Source organism: Yeosuana marina, from assembly GCF_011762485.1.
GTDB lineage: Bacteria > Bacteroidota > Bacteroidia > Flavobacteriales > Flavobacteriaceae > Yeosuana > Yeosuana marina.
This window is the reverse complement of record NZ_JAAKGI010000002.1, coordinates 203,873-220,672: the sequence shown is the minus strand read 5'-3', so window position 1 is coordinate 220,672 and position 16,800 is coordinate 203,873. Positions and strand designations below refer to the sequence as shown.

The 16,800-nt window shown below is 36.2% G+C and carries 19 protein-coding genes; 17 read left to right on the top strand and 2 right to left on the bottom strand.

Features of this window, described 5'->3' with window-relative positions:
• Positions 1 to 13: 13 nt before the first annotated feature.
• Positions 14 to 3,853: an efflux RND transporter permease subunit gene (locus G5V56_RS03920; RefSeq protein ID WP_166961721.1), complete on the bottom strand. Its 3,840-nt coding sequence runs from the start codon at positions 3,851 to 3,853 to the stop codon at positions 14 to 16.
• Between the two features lie 107 nt (positions 3,854 to 3,960).
• Positions 3,961 to 4,371, bottom strand: a complete 411-nt coding sequence (locus tag G5V56_RS03915; protein ID WP_166961718.1) for an HYC_CC_PP family protein — start codon at positions 4,369 to 4,371, stop codon at positions 3,961 to 3,963.
• Positions 4,372 to 4,627: 256 nt separating this feature from the next.
• On the opposite strand from G5V56_RS03915, the gene G5V56_RS03910 reads away from it, so the two are divergent.
• From G5V56_RS03910 to G5V56_RS03830, 17 genes are all read left to right on the top strand, one after another.
• On the top strand, positions 4,628 to 5,050 hold the full coding sequence (locus G5V56_RS03910) for an HYC_CC_PP family protein (protein WP_166961715.1): 423 nt from the start codon (positions 4,628 to 4,630) through the stop codon (positions 5,048 to 5,050).
• Between the two features lie 176 nt (positions 5,051 to 5,226).
• Complete coding sequence (locus G5V56_RS03905; RefSeq protein WP_166961712.1) at positions 5,227 to 5,808, top strand: helix-turn-helix domain-containing protein; 582 nt, start codon at positions 5,227 to 5,229, stop codon at positions 5,806 to 5,808.
• Between the two features lie 71 nt (positions 5,809 to 5,879).
• The gene (locus G5V56_RS03900; protein ID WP_166961709.1) at positions 5,880 to 6,488 is read left to right on the top strand and encodes a WG repeat-containing protein; all 609 of its coding nucleotides are present in this window, start codon (positions 5,880 to 5,882) and stop codon (positions 6,486 to 6,488) included.
• Between the two features lie 313 nt (positions 6,489 to 6,801).
• Positions 6,802 to 7,110 carry a hypothetical protein gene (locus tag G5V56_RS03895; protein WP_240911207.1) on the top strand — a complete coding sequence of 103 codons (309 nt, stop codon included), beginning with the start codon at positions 6,802 to 6,804 and terminating at the stop codon, positions 7,108 to 7,110.
• A 26-nt stretch (positions 7,111 to 7,136) separates the two neighbouring features.
• Entirely contained in the window at positions 7,137 to 7,400 is a 264-nt protein-coding gene (locus G5V56_RS03890; protein ID WP_166961703.1) for a DUF1517 domain-containing protein, read from the top strand.
• A gap of 101 nt (positions 7,401 to 7,501) precedes the next feature.
• Positions 7,502 to 7,717 (top strand): heavy-metal-associated domain-containing protein, encoded by a 216-nt coding sequence (locus G5V56_RS03885; protein ID WP_166961700.1) that lies wholly within the window; start codon positions 7,502 to 7,504, stop codon positions 7,715 to 7,717.
• 22 nt (positions 7,718 to 7,739) lie between these two features.
• On the top strand, positions 7,740 to 7,958 hold the full coding sequence (locus tag G5V56_RS03880; protein WP_166961697.1) for an SHOCT domain-containing protein: 219 nt from the start codon (positions 7,740 to 7,742) through the stop codon (positions 7,956 to 7,958).
• Between the two features lie 17 nt (positions 7,959 to 7,975).
• Complete coding sequence (locus tag G5V56_RS03875; RefSeq protein WP_166961694.1) at positions 7,976 to 8,251, top strand: DUF5676 family membrane protein; 276 nt, start codon at positions 7,976 to 7,978, stop codon at positions 8,249 to 8,251.
• A gap of 28 nt (positions 8,252 to 8,279) precedes the next feature.
• A complete protein-coding gene (locus G5V56_RS03870) occupies positions 8,280 to 9,065 on the top strand; it encodes an AlbA family DNA-binding domain-containing protein (protein ID WP_166961691.1) in 786 nt (261 codons plus the stop codon).
• A 100-nt stretch (positions 9,066 to 9,165) separates the two neighbouring features.
• On the top strand, positions 9,166 to 9,774 hold the full coding sequence (locus G5V56_RS03865) for a lycopene cyclase domain-containing protein (protein ID WP_240911206.1): 609 nt from the start codon (positions 9,166 to 9,168) through the stop codon (positions 9,772 to 9,774).
• A gap of 8 nt (positions 9,775 to 9,782) precedes the next feature.
• Entirely contained in the window at positions 9,783 to 10,259 is a 477-nt protein-coding gene (locus G5V56_RS03860; RefSeq protein ID WP_166961685.1) for a universal stress protein, read from the top strand.
• Between the two features lie 73 nt (positions 10,260 to 10,332).
• A complete protein-coding gene (locus G5V56_RS03855) occupies positions 10,333 to 11,697 on the top strand; it encodes an NAD(P)/FAD-dependent oxidoreductase (RefSeq protein WP_206285867.1) in 1,365 nt (454 codons plus the stop codon).
• Positions 11,678 to 13,036: an APC family permease gene (locus G5V56_RS03850; RefSeq protein ID WP_166961682.1), complete on the top strand. Its 1,359-nt coding sequence runs from the start codon at positions 11,678 to 11,680 to the stop codon at positions 13,034 to 13,036. Before G5V56_RS03855 ends, G5V56_RS03850 begins: the two co-directional genes overlap by 20 nt.
• A gap of 20 nt (positions 13,037 to 13,056) precedes the next feature.
• Entirely contained in the window at positions 13,057 to 14,070 is a 1,014-nt protein-coding gene (locus G5V56_RS03845) for a type II glyceraldehyde-3-phosphate dehydrogenase (RefSeq protein ID WP_166961679.1), read from the top strand.
• 9 nt (positions 14,071 to 14,079) lie between these two features.
• Positions 14,080 to 14,697, top strand: a complete 618-nt coding sequence (locus G5V56_RS03840; protein ID WP_166961676.1) for a class I SAM-dependent methyltransferase — start codon at positions 14,080 to 14,082, stop codon at positions 14,695 to 14,697.
• Positions 14,698 to 14,726: 29 nt separating this feature from the next.
• The gene (locus G5V56_RS03835) at positions 14,727 to 15,788 is read left to right on the top strand and encodes a class I fructose-bisphosphate aldolase (protein ID WP_166961673.1); all 1,062 of its coding nucleotides are present in this window, start codon (positions 14,727 to 14,729) and stop codon (positions 15,786 to 15,788) included.
• A 35-nt stretch (positions 15,789 to 15,823) separates the two neighbouring features.
• Complete coding sequence (locus G5V56_RS03830) at positions 15,824 to 16,798, top strand: ATP-dependent 6-phosphofructokinase (protein ID WP_166961670.1); 975 nt, start codon at positions 15,824 to 15,826, stop codon at positions 16,796 to 16,798.
• The last annotated feature ends 2 nt before the right edge of the window (positions 16,799 to 16,800 follow it).

Here is a 16,800-nt window from a genome sequence, read left to right as displayed (position 1 = left end):
CATCTTTTTAAGTTTAAGATTGTATGTTTTTTTGTTGTTTCTTTAAACCATGTTCTTTCCACATACTGTATAAAACAGGAACTACAAACATGGTCATCACTTGCAACAGCATGCCTCCAAAGGAAGGAATTGCCATAGGGACTACAACGTCGGCTCCTTTTCCAGTGGCCGTGAGGACAGGAATCAAGGCAATAATGGCCACAGCTGCCGTCATCATTGCTGGCCGTACCCTTTTAGACCCTGCATGCAGAACAGAAGTCCTTACACCTTTAACGGTATTTGGCTTTTCCTCTTCAAAGACCTGGGTTAAGTAGGTTCCCATAATAACCCCATCATCGGTAGCAATGCCAAATAGCGCAATAAAACCTACCCACACTGCTACACTGAGATTAATAGTGTGCAACTGGAACAGATCGCGCATATAGACTCCAGCAAATTTGAAGTTTAAAAACCAGTCCTGTCCATATAACCAGATCATAATAAAACCACCAGCAAAAGCAACAAAAATGCCCGTAAATACCATTAACGATGGCAATAAATTCTTGAATTGGAAATATAAAATCAATAGGATAAGAATCAATGAAATTGGCACGACCAACATCAACCGTTTAGACGCCCTGATTTGATTTTCATAGTTCCCAGTAAAACGGTATGTTACCCCTGCGGGTAATTTAAATTCACCCGAATCCATTTTCTCCTTTAGCAACTTCTGCGCATCTTCAACCACATTGGTCTCGGCATTGCCTTCATTCATATCAAAAATTACGTATCCCGTTAAAAAAGTGTCCTCACTTTTTATTACCTGAGGTCCGCGAACATATTCAATGGATGCCAGTTCACCCAACTCTACTTGTACCCCAGCAGGTGTTGGTATTAAAATTTTCTTCAAATCATCAGGATTGTCCCTATACTCACGTGCATAACGTGCCCGAACCGGGAAACGTTCCCTGCCTTCAACGGTAGTGGTTAATTGCTTGCCACCAACAGCGACCGATAGTTGCATTTGCATATCCTTAATTGTTAAACCATATCTAGACATGGCTTGTCGATTTAATTTCATTTCCAAATAGGGTTTACCAACAACCCTGTCGGCAAAAACGGTAGACGGATTTATACTGGGAACTTCCTTTAACAGGTTTTCCAATTCAAATCCTGTTTTTTCAATGGATTCCAATGTTGGTCCAAATACCTTTATGCCCATGGGGGCCCTCATGCCCGTAGACAACATAATCAATCGTGTTTGAATAGGTTGTAATTTTGGGGCCGATGTCAAGCCTGGAAATTTGGAATGTTTTACAATTTCATTCCAAATGTCATCCGCTTTTTTAATTTTTGGGCGCCATTGTCTAAAGTACTCACCATCCTCATCTTCAATCAATTGCTCTTTAGTTATTTTTCTGAACTCATCCTTACCATACTTATACGTTGTACCATCTCTTAAAACAAATGCATCATGTTTATCAACTTTAAAACGCACTCTTCTTCCATCAGCATCTATTATGTATTCAGGAATATAATTTATGGTATTTTCATACATCGAGGTTGGCGCTGGATCCAATGCCGAATTGACACGCCCCCATTTACCAACAGACGTTGCTATCTCGGGAATAGAGTTCATGTGCTTATCTATGCTCGCAATGACCTCCATGTTTTCAGTTATTCCAGAGTGAGGCATGGTCGTTGGCATTAATAGAAAAGAACCTTCATCTAAAGCGGGCATGAATTCCTTTCCAACCCCCGGAAACGAATTTTCAGCACTTTTCCAAACATCAGTGTCTTTTATAAAATTTGGCATAAAACTGAACGTTTTGCCAAAACCCAACCAAATGGTAATACCAAAGAACACCACAATTATTGGAATTGACAGGAATTTCCATTTATTTTCTAAACACCAAGCTAGAACTGTTGAATAAAAATGAACAATAGTCATCAAAAGTCCTAAAACCGTTCCTACAATAATAATTACGAATATGAAATTTACAAATGTAGAGTTGGAAGCTCCCAAAGGCATCCATTCAATCGTTAAAAAATAAACCACTGTTAATACGGTAATACCAATATTGATGTAATTGGCAATTTTATCCGAATACGGTAGTTTTATTCTGTTTTTCAAAAATGTTCTTTCCGGTACTTGCGTCAATAAATTATTGGCCCCAAATGCGATTAAGGCGAGGGCAATATAACTTCCATAAGCTACTAAAAACACGATACCAAAACCAATTAAAATAGAATTGAATATGCGGCTTGTTTTCCTTTTATCTAATTTTATGGAAAATAATACCTGTGCAATGGCAGGAATAAATAGTATGCCAATAAACAATGAGGATACCAAGGCAAATGTTTTGGTAAAGGCCAAGGGTCTGAATAATTTTCCTTCTGAGGCCTGCATGGCAAACACGGGTAAAAAACTTACTATGGTTGTTGCCAATGCGGTCATGATGGCAGAAGCGACTTCTACGGTTGCCACATAAATTACTTGTACCAATTTTTTACCACCTATATGCTCGTTTTCGGGCATCTCAAGATGCCTTATGATATTTTCGGTAAACACAATACCAACATCCACCATCACACCTATAGCAATGGCAATCCCAGAAAGTGCCACAATATTGGCATCTACATTAAAGAATTTCATCAATATAAAGGTCATTAAAACACCAACAGGCAGCAAGGTTGAAATCAAAACAGATGCCCGAAGGTTTAGCACCAATACAATTACAACTAGGATGCTTATCAAAATTTCGTGGGATAATGATGACTCTAGGGTTCCTAAGGTTTCCTGAATCAAACCTGAACGATCATAAAAAGGGACAATGGTGATTTTTGAAACTGTACCATCAGCCAGTGTCTTAGAGGGCAATCCTGGTGCAACTTCATCAATCTTCTTTTTAAGATTATGAATAACCTCTTGAGGGTTTGCTCCATAACGGGCGACTACTACACCACCAACGGCCTCTACACCACTTTTGTCCAATCCCCCTCTTCTGGTAGCTGGCCCAAATTGTATTTTTGCAACATCCTTTAACCGAATGGGCACGTTGTCATGTACAGTAACTACACTTTCTTCCAAATCGGATAGATTCTTAATGTATCCCAATCCACGAACCAAATACTCAACTTTATTAAATTCTAATGTACGCGCACCAATATCCAGATTGCTGTTCTTAACGGCGTTCATAATCATGTTTACGTTCACATTGTTGGCTTTCATGGCGTCAGGATCAATTTCCACCTGGTACTCTTTAAGGAAACCACCAACCGAGGCCACTTCAGAAACACCGCTTGTGGCCGTTAGATAATAGCGTACATAAAAATCCTGTATGGTTCTTAATTCCTGTGGATCCCAGCCACCTGTTGGTTTGCCAGTTTTTGGGTCTCTACCCTCCAACGTGTACCAATATACCTGCCCTAATGCCGTAGCATCTGGACCTAGTGCAGGTTTAACTTCATCAGGTATCGTTCCCGGTGGCAAGGAATTGAGTTTTTCTAGGATACGGGTTCTGCTCCAATAAAAATCGACATCATCATTAAAAATGATATAAATACTGGACAATCCAAAAATGGAATTGCTCCTAATTGTTTTTACGCCAGGAATTCCCAATAAGGCCGTTGTTAATGGATACGTAATTTGGTCTTCAATATCTTGTGGCGATTGCCCCATCCATTCCGTAAATACAATTTGTTGGTTTTCTCCAATATCTGGAATGGCATCAACGGGAACGGGACTTCGTTCAATCCATGAGGTTTCCCAATTAAATGGTGCCGTTACAATTCCCCCAATAATAAAGGCGAACAGCAACATGAATGTTATTAGCTTGTTTTCAAGAAAATAGCGAATGATTTTATTTAACATATAATTTAATTTTTAAACATTAGACATTGGTGTTATAAAAACACCGAATACTCGAAATCATCCTAATGGAAAATATCCATTGGATAATACAGTCTATTGTTTAAAAATCAAATTAAATAAGTCTCATCAAGCTTGTAGATTTGCTTGATAACTAGTGGAGGTCTATATGACCTAAATGAAGTTACATTTTCATTATTGTCTTCAAAAAGGTTAACATATGTGTATACAAATAAAGCCACAAACTGTTGTTGGTGGAGCGTTAAATTATCAAAAGATGTGTTTAGTTCATCTTGACCTTTAACAGTAATCTGTTTTTCAGAACAACAATTCTTATTGATAACCGAATAGTCAGTATTTGTATGCTCCATATCCATGCCACAAGATTTAGCTTTATGGAATATTGCAACATCAACCAATGTATCACCACAATAGTGCATGTCTATAGTAAAAGATATTGTTGATAACAGCACTAAAAGTGCCATACAAATAGATAATATTTTGAACAAGAATTTTTTCATTATCATTACAAAACTACAAAAATTTCAGCATCTTGGCTTTATTTAACATATATTTTGGATATATAAAACATTCTTTATTTTAAGCTACGGTTTTTAAAATAAAAAAAATTACAAAATATTTTTTACTTTATTCGCTCAAATATTGAGATACAAATAAAAGAGTAAAGTTAGATACATAAAATGATATATATCATATTTTTGTTTAACCATAAGAGATATTTTTGAATGTTAACCAAAAATATGTTAGCTTTATAAAGTGAAATCTTTTTTTTCTAAAATACTATCTTTCCTTTTAGCAGCTTTAATATTGCTAACAACATCTTCTTTTAGGGTTAATATACACTATTGTGATAATGAATTAGTCAGCATGGCTTTTTTTGGTAAAGCTAAAGTTTGCGAAGATTATATAGAGAAGAATGATTTTTCAGTTAAAAACTGTTCTGCACTTCATGAAAAGGATTGTTGTGATAGTCAAACAATTGTTAAACAAGCTGATAATGTTTTCGAAACCTCTAAGAGTGAACTTAGGATTCAAACCATTGTTTTCCTTAACACCTTCTATTATACTTACCAAAACTTATTTGCAGAGAAAGAGAAAAATTTAGTTCCTTTTGATAATTATCGACCACCATTGCTGACTAAGGATGTACAAATTCTACTCGAGACTTACTTAATTTGATTTTCTTCATTGTAGATTGAATTCAATCTGCACATTATATTATAATAGCCAAATATTACTTCTGGCAAAAAATTGTTGTTCCTAATTCTCAACAATATAATTTACCCTACTAAACCTGTATAGTCTTAGCCATATTAAAATTGGACATGATGTACAACGACAAAACATAAAATATTATGAGTTCACCAAAAGAATTTTGGATAAAAAACATGGTCTGCAATCGTTGCCTCAAAGTAATCAAACAAGAATTACAAGAGTTGGGTTTAACTGTATTGTCATTAGAATTAGGAAGGCTTTTAGTAGAGGCCACGAACAAAACAGATAGTAATATCACAGGGGATGTCACAAAAGTGCTTCTTTCCAATGGGTTTGAAATTGTAAAAAGCGAAGAAGAAATGCTTTTAGAAAGAATCAAAATAATCTTGATTGAGCAATTACAAGAATTACCTCTAAACATTAAAGTGAAAACTTCAGAATTATTGTCCTCTGCATTAAATCGTGACTATAAAACATTGAGCAAATTGTTTTCTGCCAATGAAAAAACAACCATTGAAAAATATTTTATTAAACTGAAAACTGAAAAAGCAAAAGAACTCATCCAACTTAAACAACATTCTTTTTCAGATATAGGCTATTTGTTGGATTACAGTAGTGTCAACCACTTGTCACGCCAATTTAAAGATGTTGTTGGAATGAGTATGACTGACTATAAAAACGCAGAAAACTGGAAACGAAATTTCTATGATGAAATTATATAGATAAGATCGAAAATTATATAGCATAAGAAGGACGTCTATAACTAAATTTAAAAACTCTAAAACCAAATAAAATGAAAAAACTATTTATTACATTGATGCTACTTCCTCTATTAGGACTTGCACAAACCATAGAAAATATCGATTATATATCACCTTTTCATGATGGAGTAGCTGCCATAAAAAAAGGGAACGAATGGGGTTTTATTGACCTAGATGGTAAAATAATCATTGATTTTCGAGACGATTTGGTACTAACCAAAAATGACGATACTAGCTATCCCATATTTAGTAATGAAAGATGCTTAATTACACTTCAAAAAGAAGGTGTGCACTATTATGGGTATATCGATAAAACTGGTAAAACCATCATTACACCACAATTTTTGAATGCCTCCAATTTTGAAGGTAACAAGGCATTGGCTCTAAAAGTTGAAAAAGAAACCATTGGTTACAACCATATTTTTAAAAAAGATGTTGTTAGCTATCATTATTTCGAAGTGGTCATAGATATGGAAGGGAAACCCATTGAGCATTTAACCCAATTGGCCATTCACGTCTCACCTAAAGATAAGAATGATAAAAACCCACCTATCATATCATCCAGATTGATTTCGGATAAATTAATAGCAATAAAAGGAAGTAACAGCAAATGGCGTATTAAAAAAATTGATCAACAATAAAAACGTACTCAACAGAAAAGAAAAGCTCAAAAATTGAAGATTTTTTAAACCTAAAAATTAATAGCTGATAATCCATTCCCCTCAAAATGGTTATATAGAGTGTTGGGAATGGGTTTATAAAAATTATAATAAATGTTTAACTCAATAAATCAAAAATATGAAAAAACTAGTAATTACTTTATCTGCAATTGGGCTTTTAAGCTTAAGCAGTTGCAACCAGAAAACAGATGTGAAAGCTATGCTTCAAAATTCTGAAACAAGGAGTGAAGTATTCAAGACCATTGCAGAAAACCACAATTTCATGACAGAATTTATGGAGAATATGCAGGGAAGCAATCACATTATGCAAATGATGCAAGAAAACAAAAAAATGATGGGCTCCATGATGCAAGGAGAAGGTATGCAAATGATGATGAAGGACAGTACAATGATGTACTCCATGATGAGGGGAATGATGGGAAATGTAAAAATGATGGGATCCATGATGAAAATAATGAGCGAGAAAGGAATGATGAGTGAAGAATGCATGAATTCTTGTATCAAGATGATGAGTGCCGAAGGAATGGATAAGATGGATGGAATGAATGGGGAAACCAAAGAAGACCATTTAGAACATCACTAATTTATTAACAGTTAAAACCTAAAACAATGAAAAATCACTGGTTATGGATGGTTCTTGGTTGTGGCTTGCCACTCCTGTTCATCTTTTTAGCACCATCATTTGGGATAGGAGACGGTTCTTCTCTCTTCATTTTTATCATTTTTATGTTTGCCTGTCACCTATTTATGCCTCACGGCTCCCATGGTCATGAAGGGCATAACCATTCAGAAAAGCAGAACAATAACAAACAGGGCAAAGAGGCCACTTCTATTGAAACTAAAAAAGAGCATGAAGACCATCTTCATCATTAAAGGATAAAGCTATGAAATGAGCATAAACAAAAAATTGGTCGCAAATACCAATGAAGATATGCGAATTACATAGACCAATAAACGACAATAAATATCTACATATGAAACATAAATTTCAAATTGAGGGCATTGGATGTGCAGGATGCGTTACGAGAGTTAAAAAGGCTTTAGAGGCACATCCAAAAGTTGAAAAAACAGAAATTTTTCTAAATCCTAAAGGAACTACGATCATCACAATGAAAGAAGCCCTTTCAGTTGATGAATTACAAAAGCAACTCAATACACTTGGGGGTTATACGATTACAGAAATAAATTAATAATAACTTAAAATTAAACATTATGCATTTTTACGACGGACATTTTGGAGGTATGCACTTAATATGGTGGATTATATGGATGGTATTCATTGTTTGGATATTCTTTGTCCCTGCCGATATTCCATATCAAAAATCAAAGAAAGAAAGCCCACTGGATATTTTGAAAAAACGCTTTGCAAAAGGTGAAATTTCCAAGGAAGAATTTGAAGAATCTAAAAAGATTTTAAACTCGGATAATTAATTAAAAAACATAAAATTATGTATCGATTAAATGTAAAAAAATTAGGTTTCGCCTTTGGTCTTACAGGAGCAATAATTTATTTGGGCTGTATGATTGTTATGGCTACAACTGGACAAGAAGGAACAATTACCTTTTTCAACAGCCTACTGCACGGTTTGGACACATCCAGTATCATTAGAATGGATGTTCCACTATTAGAAGTGTTAATGGGAATAGTCCAAACTTTTATTCTTTGGTGGTTAATAGGTGCCTGTATAGGAGGTTTTTATAATGCTCAAATAAAAACAAAATAATTTGATGCTAAAATAAATGATGGTCAAGATGACAAAAAACATTAAAATAATATTGGTTCATGTATTTATTGGGTCCAGTGTTTTTTACTTCCTCATACATCCATTCACCATGGTGGTCTATTGGTTTGAGTTTAGCCATATCCCTTATTCCACAATGGTATTTAAAGATATCCTTCAAGAGCGTTTGCTGGAGTCTTTTACATTTAACATGGTAGGAATGAGTGGTATCCTTGCAACTCTTGGTGCTATTTTGGGGATTTTTTCTGGATTGTTTTGGATTAATTTAACCAAGACCAAAGACCTGCTAAAAAAACAAAAGCACCTTTTAAAACGAGATGTGCAAAAACTAATAGAACTGGGTGAACATGACTGGGTAGAATTTAAATCGTCCATGCGTTATGACTATTTTAAAAAAACACCCAATAGAGAACTGGAGGTTGTCATTGCCAAAACCATTGTAGGCTTTATGAATGCCAAAGGCGGTAAATTGATTGTTGGGGTAGATGATGAAGGCAAGATCCTTGGTCTGGAAAACGATTTTAAGACCCTTAAGCACAAAAACAAGGACGGATTTGAGCGGGAAGTATTCCGCATTATTTCAACCTATATAGACCGTGAAGCATCCTTTGGCAGTCATGTATCGTTTTATGAACTGGATGGAAAGGATATTTGTTTGATTGATGTTGAACCTTACCCCAATCCCGTTTATGTGAATGATGGTAAAAGCACAACCTTTTATGTTAGGGCCGGTAATGCTACCTACCCGCTTTCAGTAAAAGAAACCGTTTCATATTTAAACCTTCAAAAAAAATAAGGTTATGCAATACGTTTGGTTGATATGGTCCTTGATTATTCTTATACTTTGGGCAATTATATATTTGTCTAAAAAAAAGGTAAGGAAAATAATGCTCAAAATGAGCTTGATTACAATGCCCTTTGGGCTTACCGAACCTTTGTTTGTGCCAGAGTATTGGTTTCCTCCTTCGTTATTTAATTTGGCGGAAAAAACAGGTTTTGATATTGAAAGCCTAATATTTTCTTTTGCTATAGGAGGCATCGGTACTATACTGTACAATCTTATTTTTAAAAGAGACCATACGATCATGAACGATGCAGACAGGAAAGACAAGAGGCATAAATTACATAACTATATTCTTTTTGTACCAATAATAATGTTCATCATCATGGTACTCTTTACATCGCTCAACCACATTTATTGCGGCATTATAGGCTTGTTTAGTGGTGGTTTAGCAACCATTTATTGTAGACCAGATTTAAAAGGAAAGGTATTTGTTGGAGGCATATTGTTTACCATACTTTACTTTATTTATTTTGGAAGTATCCTTGTGTTTTATCCCCAATATGTGGAACTGTATTGGAACTTTAAAAACCTAACTCGTATTCTTTTACTAGGAATCCCTCTTGAAGAATTAATGTTTGCCTTCACTTTTGGAATGTTCTGGTCAGGATTATATGAGCACCTATATTGGAGAAAACTTATAAAGTCAAATAAAAATAATTAAATTTTAAAATGATGAAAATTTTGTTAGCAACAGATGGTTCAGAATACAGTAAAGTGGCTGTTGAAGAACTTGCGAGAATGCCGTTTCAACTTAATACCGAAGTGCGTATCCTATCGATTTTTGATAATTCCTTAGCCAGTGCCATGGGGTCGGTACCTATGGGTGGATTGCCCAGTACTTATAATGACGCTATACTTATAGCAAAAGAGGTCTCTGAAAAAAACGTTAAAGATGCGGCCAAGTCATTAAAAAAGGCTAATTCAAAGCTATCCATTACTACAACTGTTGTCCCAGGTTCACCAAAAAATGCCATTCTTGATGAATCAGAAAATTATGGGGCCAATTTAATAGTGGTAGGTTCACATGGCTATGGAGCGTTTTCGCGATTTTTGCTCGGATCGGTTTCGCAGGCCGTATCATTACATGCAAACTGTTCAGTCTTGATAGTAAGAAAACAAGATGTTACTGAGAAAAGACAACTATAGATACTGTATTGTTTGCTCGAAAAATAATGTTGGGTAATACTATTGAAACCAACATTGTATTAAAAATAGTAGTATGACAAAAAACCACATGAAAACACATTGTAGTATTTCAGATTCCATTTGTTTACCAGATTCAAAACTGCCTCGGATAGTAATTATTGGAGGAGGTTTTGGAGGTTTGGCATTGGTTGAAAAATTAAAAAATAAAGACGTTCAAGTTGTGCTGTTGGATAAAAATAACTTTCATCAATTCCAGCCTCTATTTTATCAGGTGGCCACTAGTGCCCTTGAGCCCGATAGCATTGCTTTCCCTTTTAGAAAACAAATCAGTGGGTATAAAAACGTGTCTTTTCGATTGGCAAATGTAGAGGAAATCCAACCCTCCTCCAATACCCTTATTACTGATAAAGGTAGTTTAACCTATGATTCCTTGGTCTTGGCAACTGGCACAGAAACCAATTTTTTTGGCCTTGAAAATGTGGAGCGAAACTGTTTGGGGATGAAAGATATTAGAGATTCCCTTAATATTCGCCATATGATGCTGCAAAATCTGGAACAGGCGACAATTACTTGCAATAATGAGGACCGTGATGCCTTAACCAATTTTGTCATTGTTGGCGGGGGGCCTGCAGGAGTAGAAATGGCCGGATCTTTAGCGGAGTTTTGTAAATACATTCTACCAAAGGACTACCCTGAATATCCTGCTTCATTGATGCATATTTATTTGGTAGAGGCATCCAATGAACTATTAGGAACCATGTCAAAAAATGCTTCTTTAAAAACCTTGAAATATTTAAAAAAACTAGGTGTTAAGGTTTTATTGAATGAATCGGTCATTGATTATAATGGTAAGGTTGTCCAAACAAAAAGTGGTAACACCCTTTTGGCAAGAAACCTTATTTGGACAGCAGGTGTTAAAGGCCATTTTCCAAGAGGAATTGATAAAGAGCATATAACAAATGGAAATCGCTTAAAAACGGACGCTTATTTAAAGGTGGAAGGTTATAATAACATATATGCCATAGGAGATATTGCTTCATTGATTTCAAAAGACACTCCGAAAGGACATCCTCAGGTTGCCCAAGTAGCCATCCAACAAGGCAAACATCTTGCCATGACATTGATGAACCTAATTAATAAAAAACCATTAACGCCTTTTAAATATAAAGACAAAGGATCACTGGCAACTGTGGGAAAACGACGTGCAGTAGCAGATTTAGGAAACTTTAAGTTTGCGGGTTACCTTGCTTGGTTACTTTGGTCTATTGTCCATTTAATGTCAATAAGTGGTTTCAGGAATAAGTTGATGGTTGGTTTTAACTGGGCAGTTAGTTATTTCACCTACGAAAAAAGCAATAGGCTTATCATTAGAAATTTTAAACCAAATTCATCATACATTAATAAAAAAACAATTAAAAATGAAAAACAGTGGAGATAATCAAAAACTATCCTTAATAGGTTCCGTATCACTTGGTACGGGAGTTATGATTGGTGCCGGCATATTCGTCCTTATGGGACAAATAGCAGAATTGGTTGGCGATTTATTTCCAATCTCTTTTATTGCAGGTGCCATTGTTGTGGGTTTCAGTTCTTATTCCTATGTAAAGTTCTCAAACGCTTTTCCTTCCTCTGGAGGTGTAGTCAAATTTTTGAATAAATCCTACGGTCCAGGTACCATTACCGGTGTCTTTTCCTTATTAATGTATGTGTCAATGGTGGTTTCGGAAAGCTTGGTGGCGGGCACTTTTGGAGCCTACACGCTTAGATTGTTCCCCGAAAGGTTTGCTGGTTACTCATCTATTTTGGGTATTTTACTTTTGGTGACTGCTTATATCGTGAATATTTTAGGCAATAAAATTATTGGCGCAACTGCTACGTTCACGGCAATAATTAAAGTTGTAGGGATTGCATTGCTGGCCATTGCTGGCCTTATAGTCTCTGGATTTGCCAATATTACCGGGAACTATATCCCACAAAGTGGTGAAACAATACCTAAGGGGTTAGGGTTTGTGGCTGCATTGGCGTTGGCCATCCTTGCCTATAAAGGATTTACAACCATTACCAATCAGGGAGGGGATATTAAAAACCCTCATAAAAACCTTGGGCGTTCCATTATTATTTCCATAATTATATGCACCCTCATTTACGTGGCCTTGGCCTTGGCAGTAGCAGGTGGCTTGAGCATTCCAGAGATTATTGCTGCAAAAGACTACGCCCTAGCGGCAGCCGCAAAACCTGTTTTTGGGGAATGGGGGTCTTGGATAACTATTTTCATTGCTATAATTGCAACCGTGTCTGGTGTCATCGCTAGTGTATTTTCGGCATCTCGCTTATTGGCAATGCTCAGCAATATGAAACAAGTACCGTCTTTAAAAAGAATGGGGAACTTTAAAAACCCAGCCCTCATATTCACGGTCTCTTTAGCCATTTTACTGACTATATTGTTTAATTTAACAAGAATTGCTTCAATAGGAGCTATTTTTTACCTCATTATGGATATTGCAATTCATTGGGGACTATTTCGTCACCTAAGAAAAGAAGTGGACTTTCTTCCAATCATCCCAATAATAGCCATTGTAATGGATGTTGCAGTTCTATCTGCATTTCTTTATTTAAAATACCTGAGCGATCCATTGGTACTCATTGTGGCAGCAATCGGGATTATTTTAATACTCGTCGCAGAACGCCTTTTTATGATTTCACATACAGATGACGACGGCAATATGCCAATGGGAATGGAGACCGCAAATAAAAAACAAAAGATAAAAGAAATATAAAAATCAATAAAATAAAACGCATGAAAAATATAGGATTGGTAGGATACGGAGTCATCGGCAAAAGAGTTGCCGATGCCATTAATTTACAAGACGACATGAATCTCGTGGGGGTTTGCGATGTTATTAGCGATTGGCGCATACAAAATGCCGTAAGAAAGGGCTATAATATCTATGTAGCCACCACAGATGCCGAAAAGGAAATGAAAAATACTGGCATTACAGTAAAAGGGAGTATGCAAGACCTTTTGAAAAAAGTAGATCTTGTAGTGGACTGCACCCCAAAAAACATAGCAGCTAAAAATGTGGAAACCTATAAAAAACAAGGTATCAAATTTATTGTGGAAGGTGGCGAAAAACATGAAACCACAGGGCATTCGTTTAGTGCGGAAATCAATTATGAAACGGCTTTAAATCTTGATGCTACTAGAGTGGTCTCTTGTAATACTACTTCGATATTAAGAACCCTTGGCGCTTTAAAAAGAGCAGGGCTACTGGATTATGCAAGAGGCACGTTATTGCGCCGGGCAACCGACCCTTGGGAAAGCCATTTAGGAGGTATTATGAACACCATGTTGCCCGAAAAAGAAATTCCCAGCCACCAAGGTCCCGATGCACAAAGCGTGGATCCAGATTTAAACGTCATCACTTCCGCAGTAAAAGTTCCCGAAACCTTGAGCCACATGCACTACTGGAATGTGAAATTAAAGAAAAAAGCAAGCAAAGAAGAAGTGCTGAACGCCTTTAAAACTTCTAGCAGAATTAAGCTGATACGCTATGACCAAGGGCTCGTTTCAAACAATACCATCAAGGAGATGTTTATGGATATGGGAAGACCCTGGGGTGACATGTATGAAGTAGCTCTTTGGGAAGATATGCTAAAGGTGCAGGGTAATGAACTTTTTTATGCCTATGTTGTCGATAACCAAGCCATTGTCATTCCAGAAACCATCGATGCCATACGTGCACTTTTGGGAATAGAAAAAGATGGTTCAAAATCCATCTTTAAAACAAATCAAAGCTTATCTATTGCATAAAAAACACAAATGGACAAAAAGGGAAAAATAAAGAAACGCTACAATAGAATAGCAAAATATTTTGACTCATTTGAAAAGCCAATGGGAACCAGTGGTTTTGATAAATGGCGAAAAGAACTTGTTCAGCAGGTAAACGGTAAGACCCTTGAAATTGGGGTTGGTACTGGTAAAAATCTTCCATTATACTCTAAAGATATACGTTTAACAGCTATTGATTTCAGCAAAAACATGCTCGATAAAGCAATGACAAAATACAAGAAGAGCTTACCAAATGTGAATTTTTTAGAAATGGATGTGCAAAATATGGATTTTGAGGATGATACCTTCGATACTGTTATTACCAGTTGTGTATTCTGCTCTGTTCCAGACCCCGTTAAGGGACTAAAAGAAATTAAAAGAGTTCTAAAACCAGATGGACAGCTCGTTATGTTAGAACATGTTCGTAGTAATGGCAAAGTACTAGGCACACTAATGGACTGGTTCAATTTTATACCACTAATTATCATGGGTGCTAACATTAACCGTAAAACCAAACAGAATCTAATAAAAGCTGGGTTCGTTAATATTAAGGAGACCTATCTATGGAAGGATATTGTAAAATACTTCTATGTAAAAAATGAAAAATGAATATTGTAAAGCAAAATAAATAACGAATTATGGGTACATATGAAAACATAATACAAAACCTAGGAAACAAAGCTGATTTTTACCTAAATCACGTTTGTGAAAAAATAACAAAAGATGAATTGCAAACCCCTAGCAAGACCTGTTTTGAAAAGGTATTTGAAAATAGTAACAGAAATCCACAGGTGTTAAGGAGTCTTGCACAGTTGTACAACCACGGAAATCTAGGTGGCACTGGCTATTTAAGTATACTTCCCGTTGATCAAGGTGTTGAACATAGTGCAGCCTTTTCATTCTATAAAAATCCAGACTACTTTGACCCAGAGAACATCATAAAACTCGCTATTGAAGCAGGCTGCAATGGTGTGGCGTCTACATTTGACGTTTTGGGGCTAAATGCTAGAAAATATGCCCATAAAATACCCTTCATTGTGAAAGTCAACCATAACGAGCTTCTCACGTATCCCAATAAATATGACCAAACATTATTTGGCAAGGTAAAGACAGCTTGGGATATGGGTGCTGTTGCCGTAGGTGCCACCATTTATTTTGGTTCAGAGGAAAGTAACCGACAACTAAAGGAAATAGCTGAAGCTTTTGAAGAAGCCCACAATTTAGGAATGGCAACCATTTTATGGTGCTACCTTCGAAATGATGCCTTTAAAACAGAAAAGGAAGATTTTCACGCATCAGCAGATTTAACAGGGCAAGCCAATCATTTGGGAGTTACCATTCAGGCAGATATCATCAAACAGAAACTTCCAACAAACAATTTTGGGTTTAAGAATATAGGTTTCGGCAAATTTGATGATGCCATGTATGAAACACTGACCACAGATCATCCTATTGACTTGTGTAGATTACAAGTAGCAAATTGTTATATGGGTAAGATTGGGTTGATCAATTCTGGAGGAGGTTCCAAAGGCAAATCAGATTTGACAGAAGCGGTAACAACTGCCGTCATCAATAAAAGAGCCGGTGGTTCTGGTTTGATTTTAGGTAGGAAAGCCTTTCAGAAACCATTCAAAGAAGGATTGGAATTACTCAACCTAGTACAAAGTGTGTATCTGGATGATAAAATTTTTATTGCTTAAATATTAAAAAACATTTTTATAAAAAATATTATTTAATGTATACTACTGAAATTAAACATATAGGTGTTTTTACATCAGGAGGCGATAGCCCTGGGATGAACGCTGCGTTGTACGCAATAGCAAAAACTGCAGAAGCAAAAGGCATAAAAGTAACGGGAATTCGTAAAGGATATGAAGGGTTGATTGATGGCGATTTCACAACATTGAAATCCCACGATTTGCAAAAAAAAGTACAAAGAGGAGGAACCATGCTCAAAACCGCACGAAGCAAACGTTTTATGGAACCGGAAGGTCGTAATAAAGCGTTACAAACCTTACTCACAAACAACATAGATGCCTTGATAGCCATTGGTGGTGATGGTACTTTTAGGGGGCTATTAGCTTTTTCAGAACTATGTAACCTTCCATTTATTGGCATCCCGGGAACCATTGACAATGACATTTCTGGAACCGATTATACCCTCGGTTTTGATTCCGCAGTAAACACGGCCATTGAAAACATTGATAAAATCCGGGATACGGCCGAATCGCATAACCGTGTATTCATTGTGGAGGTAATGGGGAGGGATTCTGGCTATATTGCAATTCATTCGGGATTGTCAACGGGTGCAGACGCCATTCTTATTCCCGAAAGTGGAAAGGACTTCATTTACCTATTGGATAAAGTCAAGGGTTACAATAGCGAAGATGCCTTTCTTATCTTGGTTTCTGAAGGTGATGAAATAGGTGCTGAACTTGTTGCATCCAAAATAAGGGAAATCAATGCCAATATCGATTTGCGTATTGCAAGATTAGGACACGTGCAACGTGGTGGCAACCCATCTGCTTTCGATAGAGTGTTGGGTATTAGAATGGGAGTTGAAGCGGTAGAGAGAATATTAAGTGGAGCTAAAAATAAAATGGTCGGGTTTTTAAATAATCAATTGAATCTAACACCTTTTGACGAAGTGATAAAACAGCATCAAGTAAAAGAAGAATTACAGGAACTTTTAAAGCTATTTAGTAAATAAAT

What these genes read in the sequence shown, in the direction of transcription:
- G5V56_RS03845 (WP_166961679.1), top strand. Translation starts at nt 13,057, where the DNA reads ATGAAAAATATAGGATTGGTAGGATACGGAGTCATCGGCAAAAGAGTT.
- G5V56_RS03855 (WP_206285867.1), top strand. Translation starts at nt 10,333, where the DNA reads ATGACAAAAAACCACATGAAAACACATTGTAGTATTTCAGATTCCATT.
- G5V56_RS03905 (WP_166961712.1), top strand. Translation starts at nt 5,227, where the DNA reads ATGAGTTCACCAAAAGAATTTTGGATAAAAAACATGGTCTGCAATCGT.
- G5V56_RS03880 (WP_166961697.1), top strand. Translation starts at nt 7,740, where the DNA reads ATGCATTTTTACGACGGACATTTTGGAGGTATGCACTTAATATGGTGG.
- G5V56_RS03920 (WP_166961721.1), bottom strand. Translation starts at nt 3,853, where the DNA reads ATGTTAAATAAAATCATTCGCTATTTTCTTGAAAACAAGCTAATAACA.
- G5V56_RS03915 (WP_166961718.1), bottom strand. Translation starts at nt 4,371, where the DNA reads ATGAAAAAATTCTTGTTCAAAATATTATCTATTTGTATGGCACTTTTA.
- G5V56_RS03885 (WP_166961700.1), top strand. Translation starts at nt 7,502, where the DNA reads ATGAAACATAAATTTCAAATTGAGGGCATTGGATGTGCAGGATGCGTT.
- G5V56_RS03850 (WP_166961682.1), top strand. Translation starts at nt 11,678, where the DNA reads ATGAAAAACAGTGGAGATAATCAAAAACTATCCTTAATAGGTTCCGTA.
- G5V56_RS03895 (WP_240911207.1), top strand. Translation starts at nt 6,802, where the DNA reads ATGGAGAATATGCAGGGAAGCAATCACATTATGCAAATGATGCAAGAA.
- G5V56_RS03865 (WP_240911206.1), top strand. Translation starts at nt 9,166, where the DNA reads ATGAGCTTGATTACAATGCCCTTTGGGCTTACCGAACCTTTGTTTGTG.
- G5V56_RS03860 (WP_166961685.1), top strand. Translation starts at nt 9,783, where the DNA reads ATGATGAAAATTTTGTTAGCAACAGATGGTTCAGAATACAGTAAAGTG.
- G5V56_RS03830 (WP_166961670.1), top strand. Translation starts at nt 15,824, where the DNA reads ATGTATACTACTGAAATTAAACATATAGGTGTTTTTACATCAGGAGGC.
- G5V56_RS03890 (WP_166961703.1), top strand. Translation starts at nt 7,137, where the DNA reads ATGAAAAATCACTGGTTATGGATGGTTCTTGGTTGTGGCTTGCCACTC.
- G5V56_RS03835 (WP_166961673.1), top strand. Translation starts at nt 14,727, where the DNA reads ATGGGTACATATGAAAACATAATACAAAACCTAGGAAACAAAGCTGAT.
- G5V56_RS03840 (WP_166961676.1), top strand. Translation starts at nt 14,080, where the DNA reads ATGGACAAAAAGGGAAAAATAAAGAAACGCTACAATAGAATAGCAAAA.
- G5V56_RS03875 (WP_166961694.1), top strand. Translation starts at nt 7,976, where the DNA reads ATGTATCGATTAAATGTAAAAAAATTAGGTTTCGCCTTTGGTCTTACA.
- G5V56_RS03870 (WP_166961691.1), top strand. Translation starts at nt 8,280, where the DNA reads ATGACAAAAAACATTAAAATAATATTGGTTCATGTATTTATTGGGTCC.
- G5V56_RS03900 (WP_166961709.1), top strand. Translation starts at nt 5,880, where the DNA reads ATGAAAAAACTATTTATTACATTGATGCTACTTCCTCTATTAGGACTT.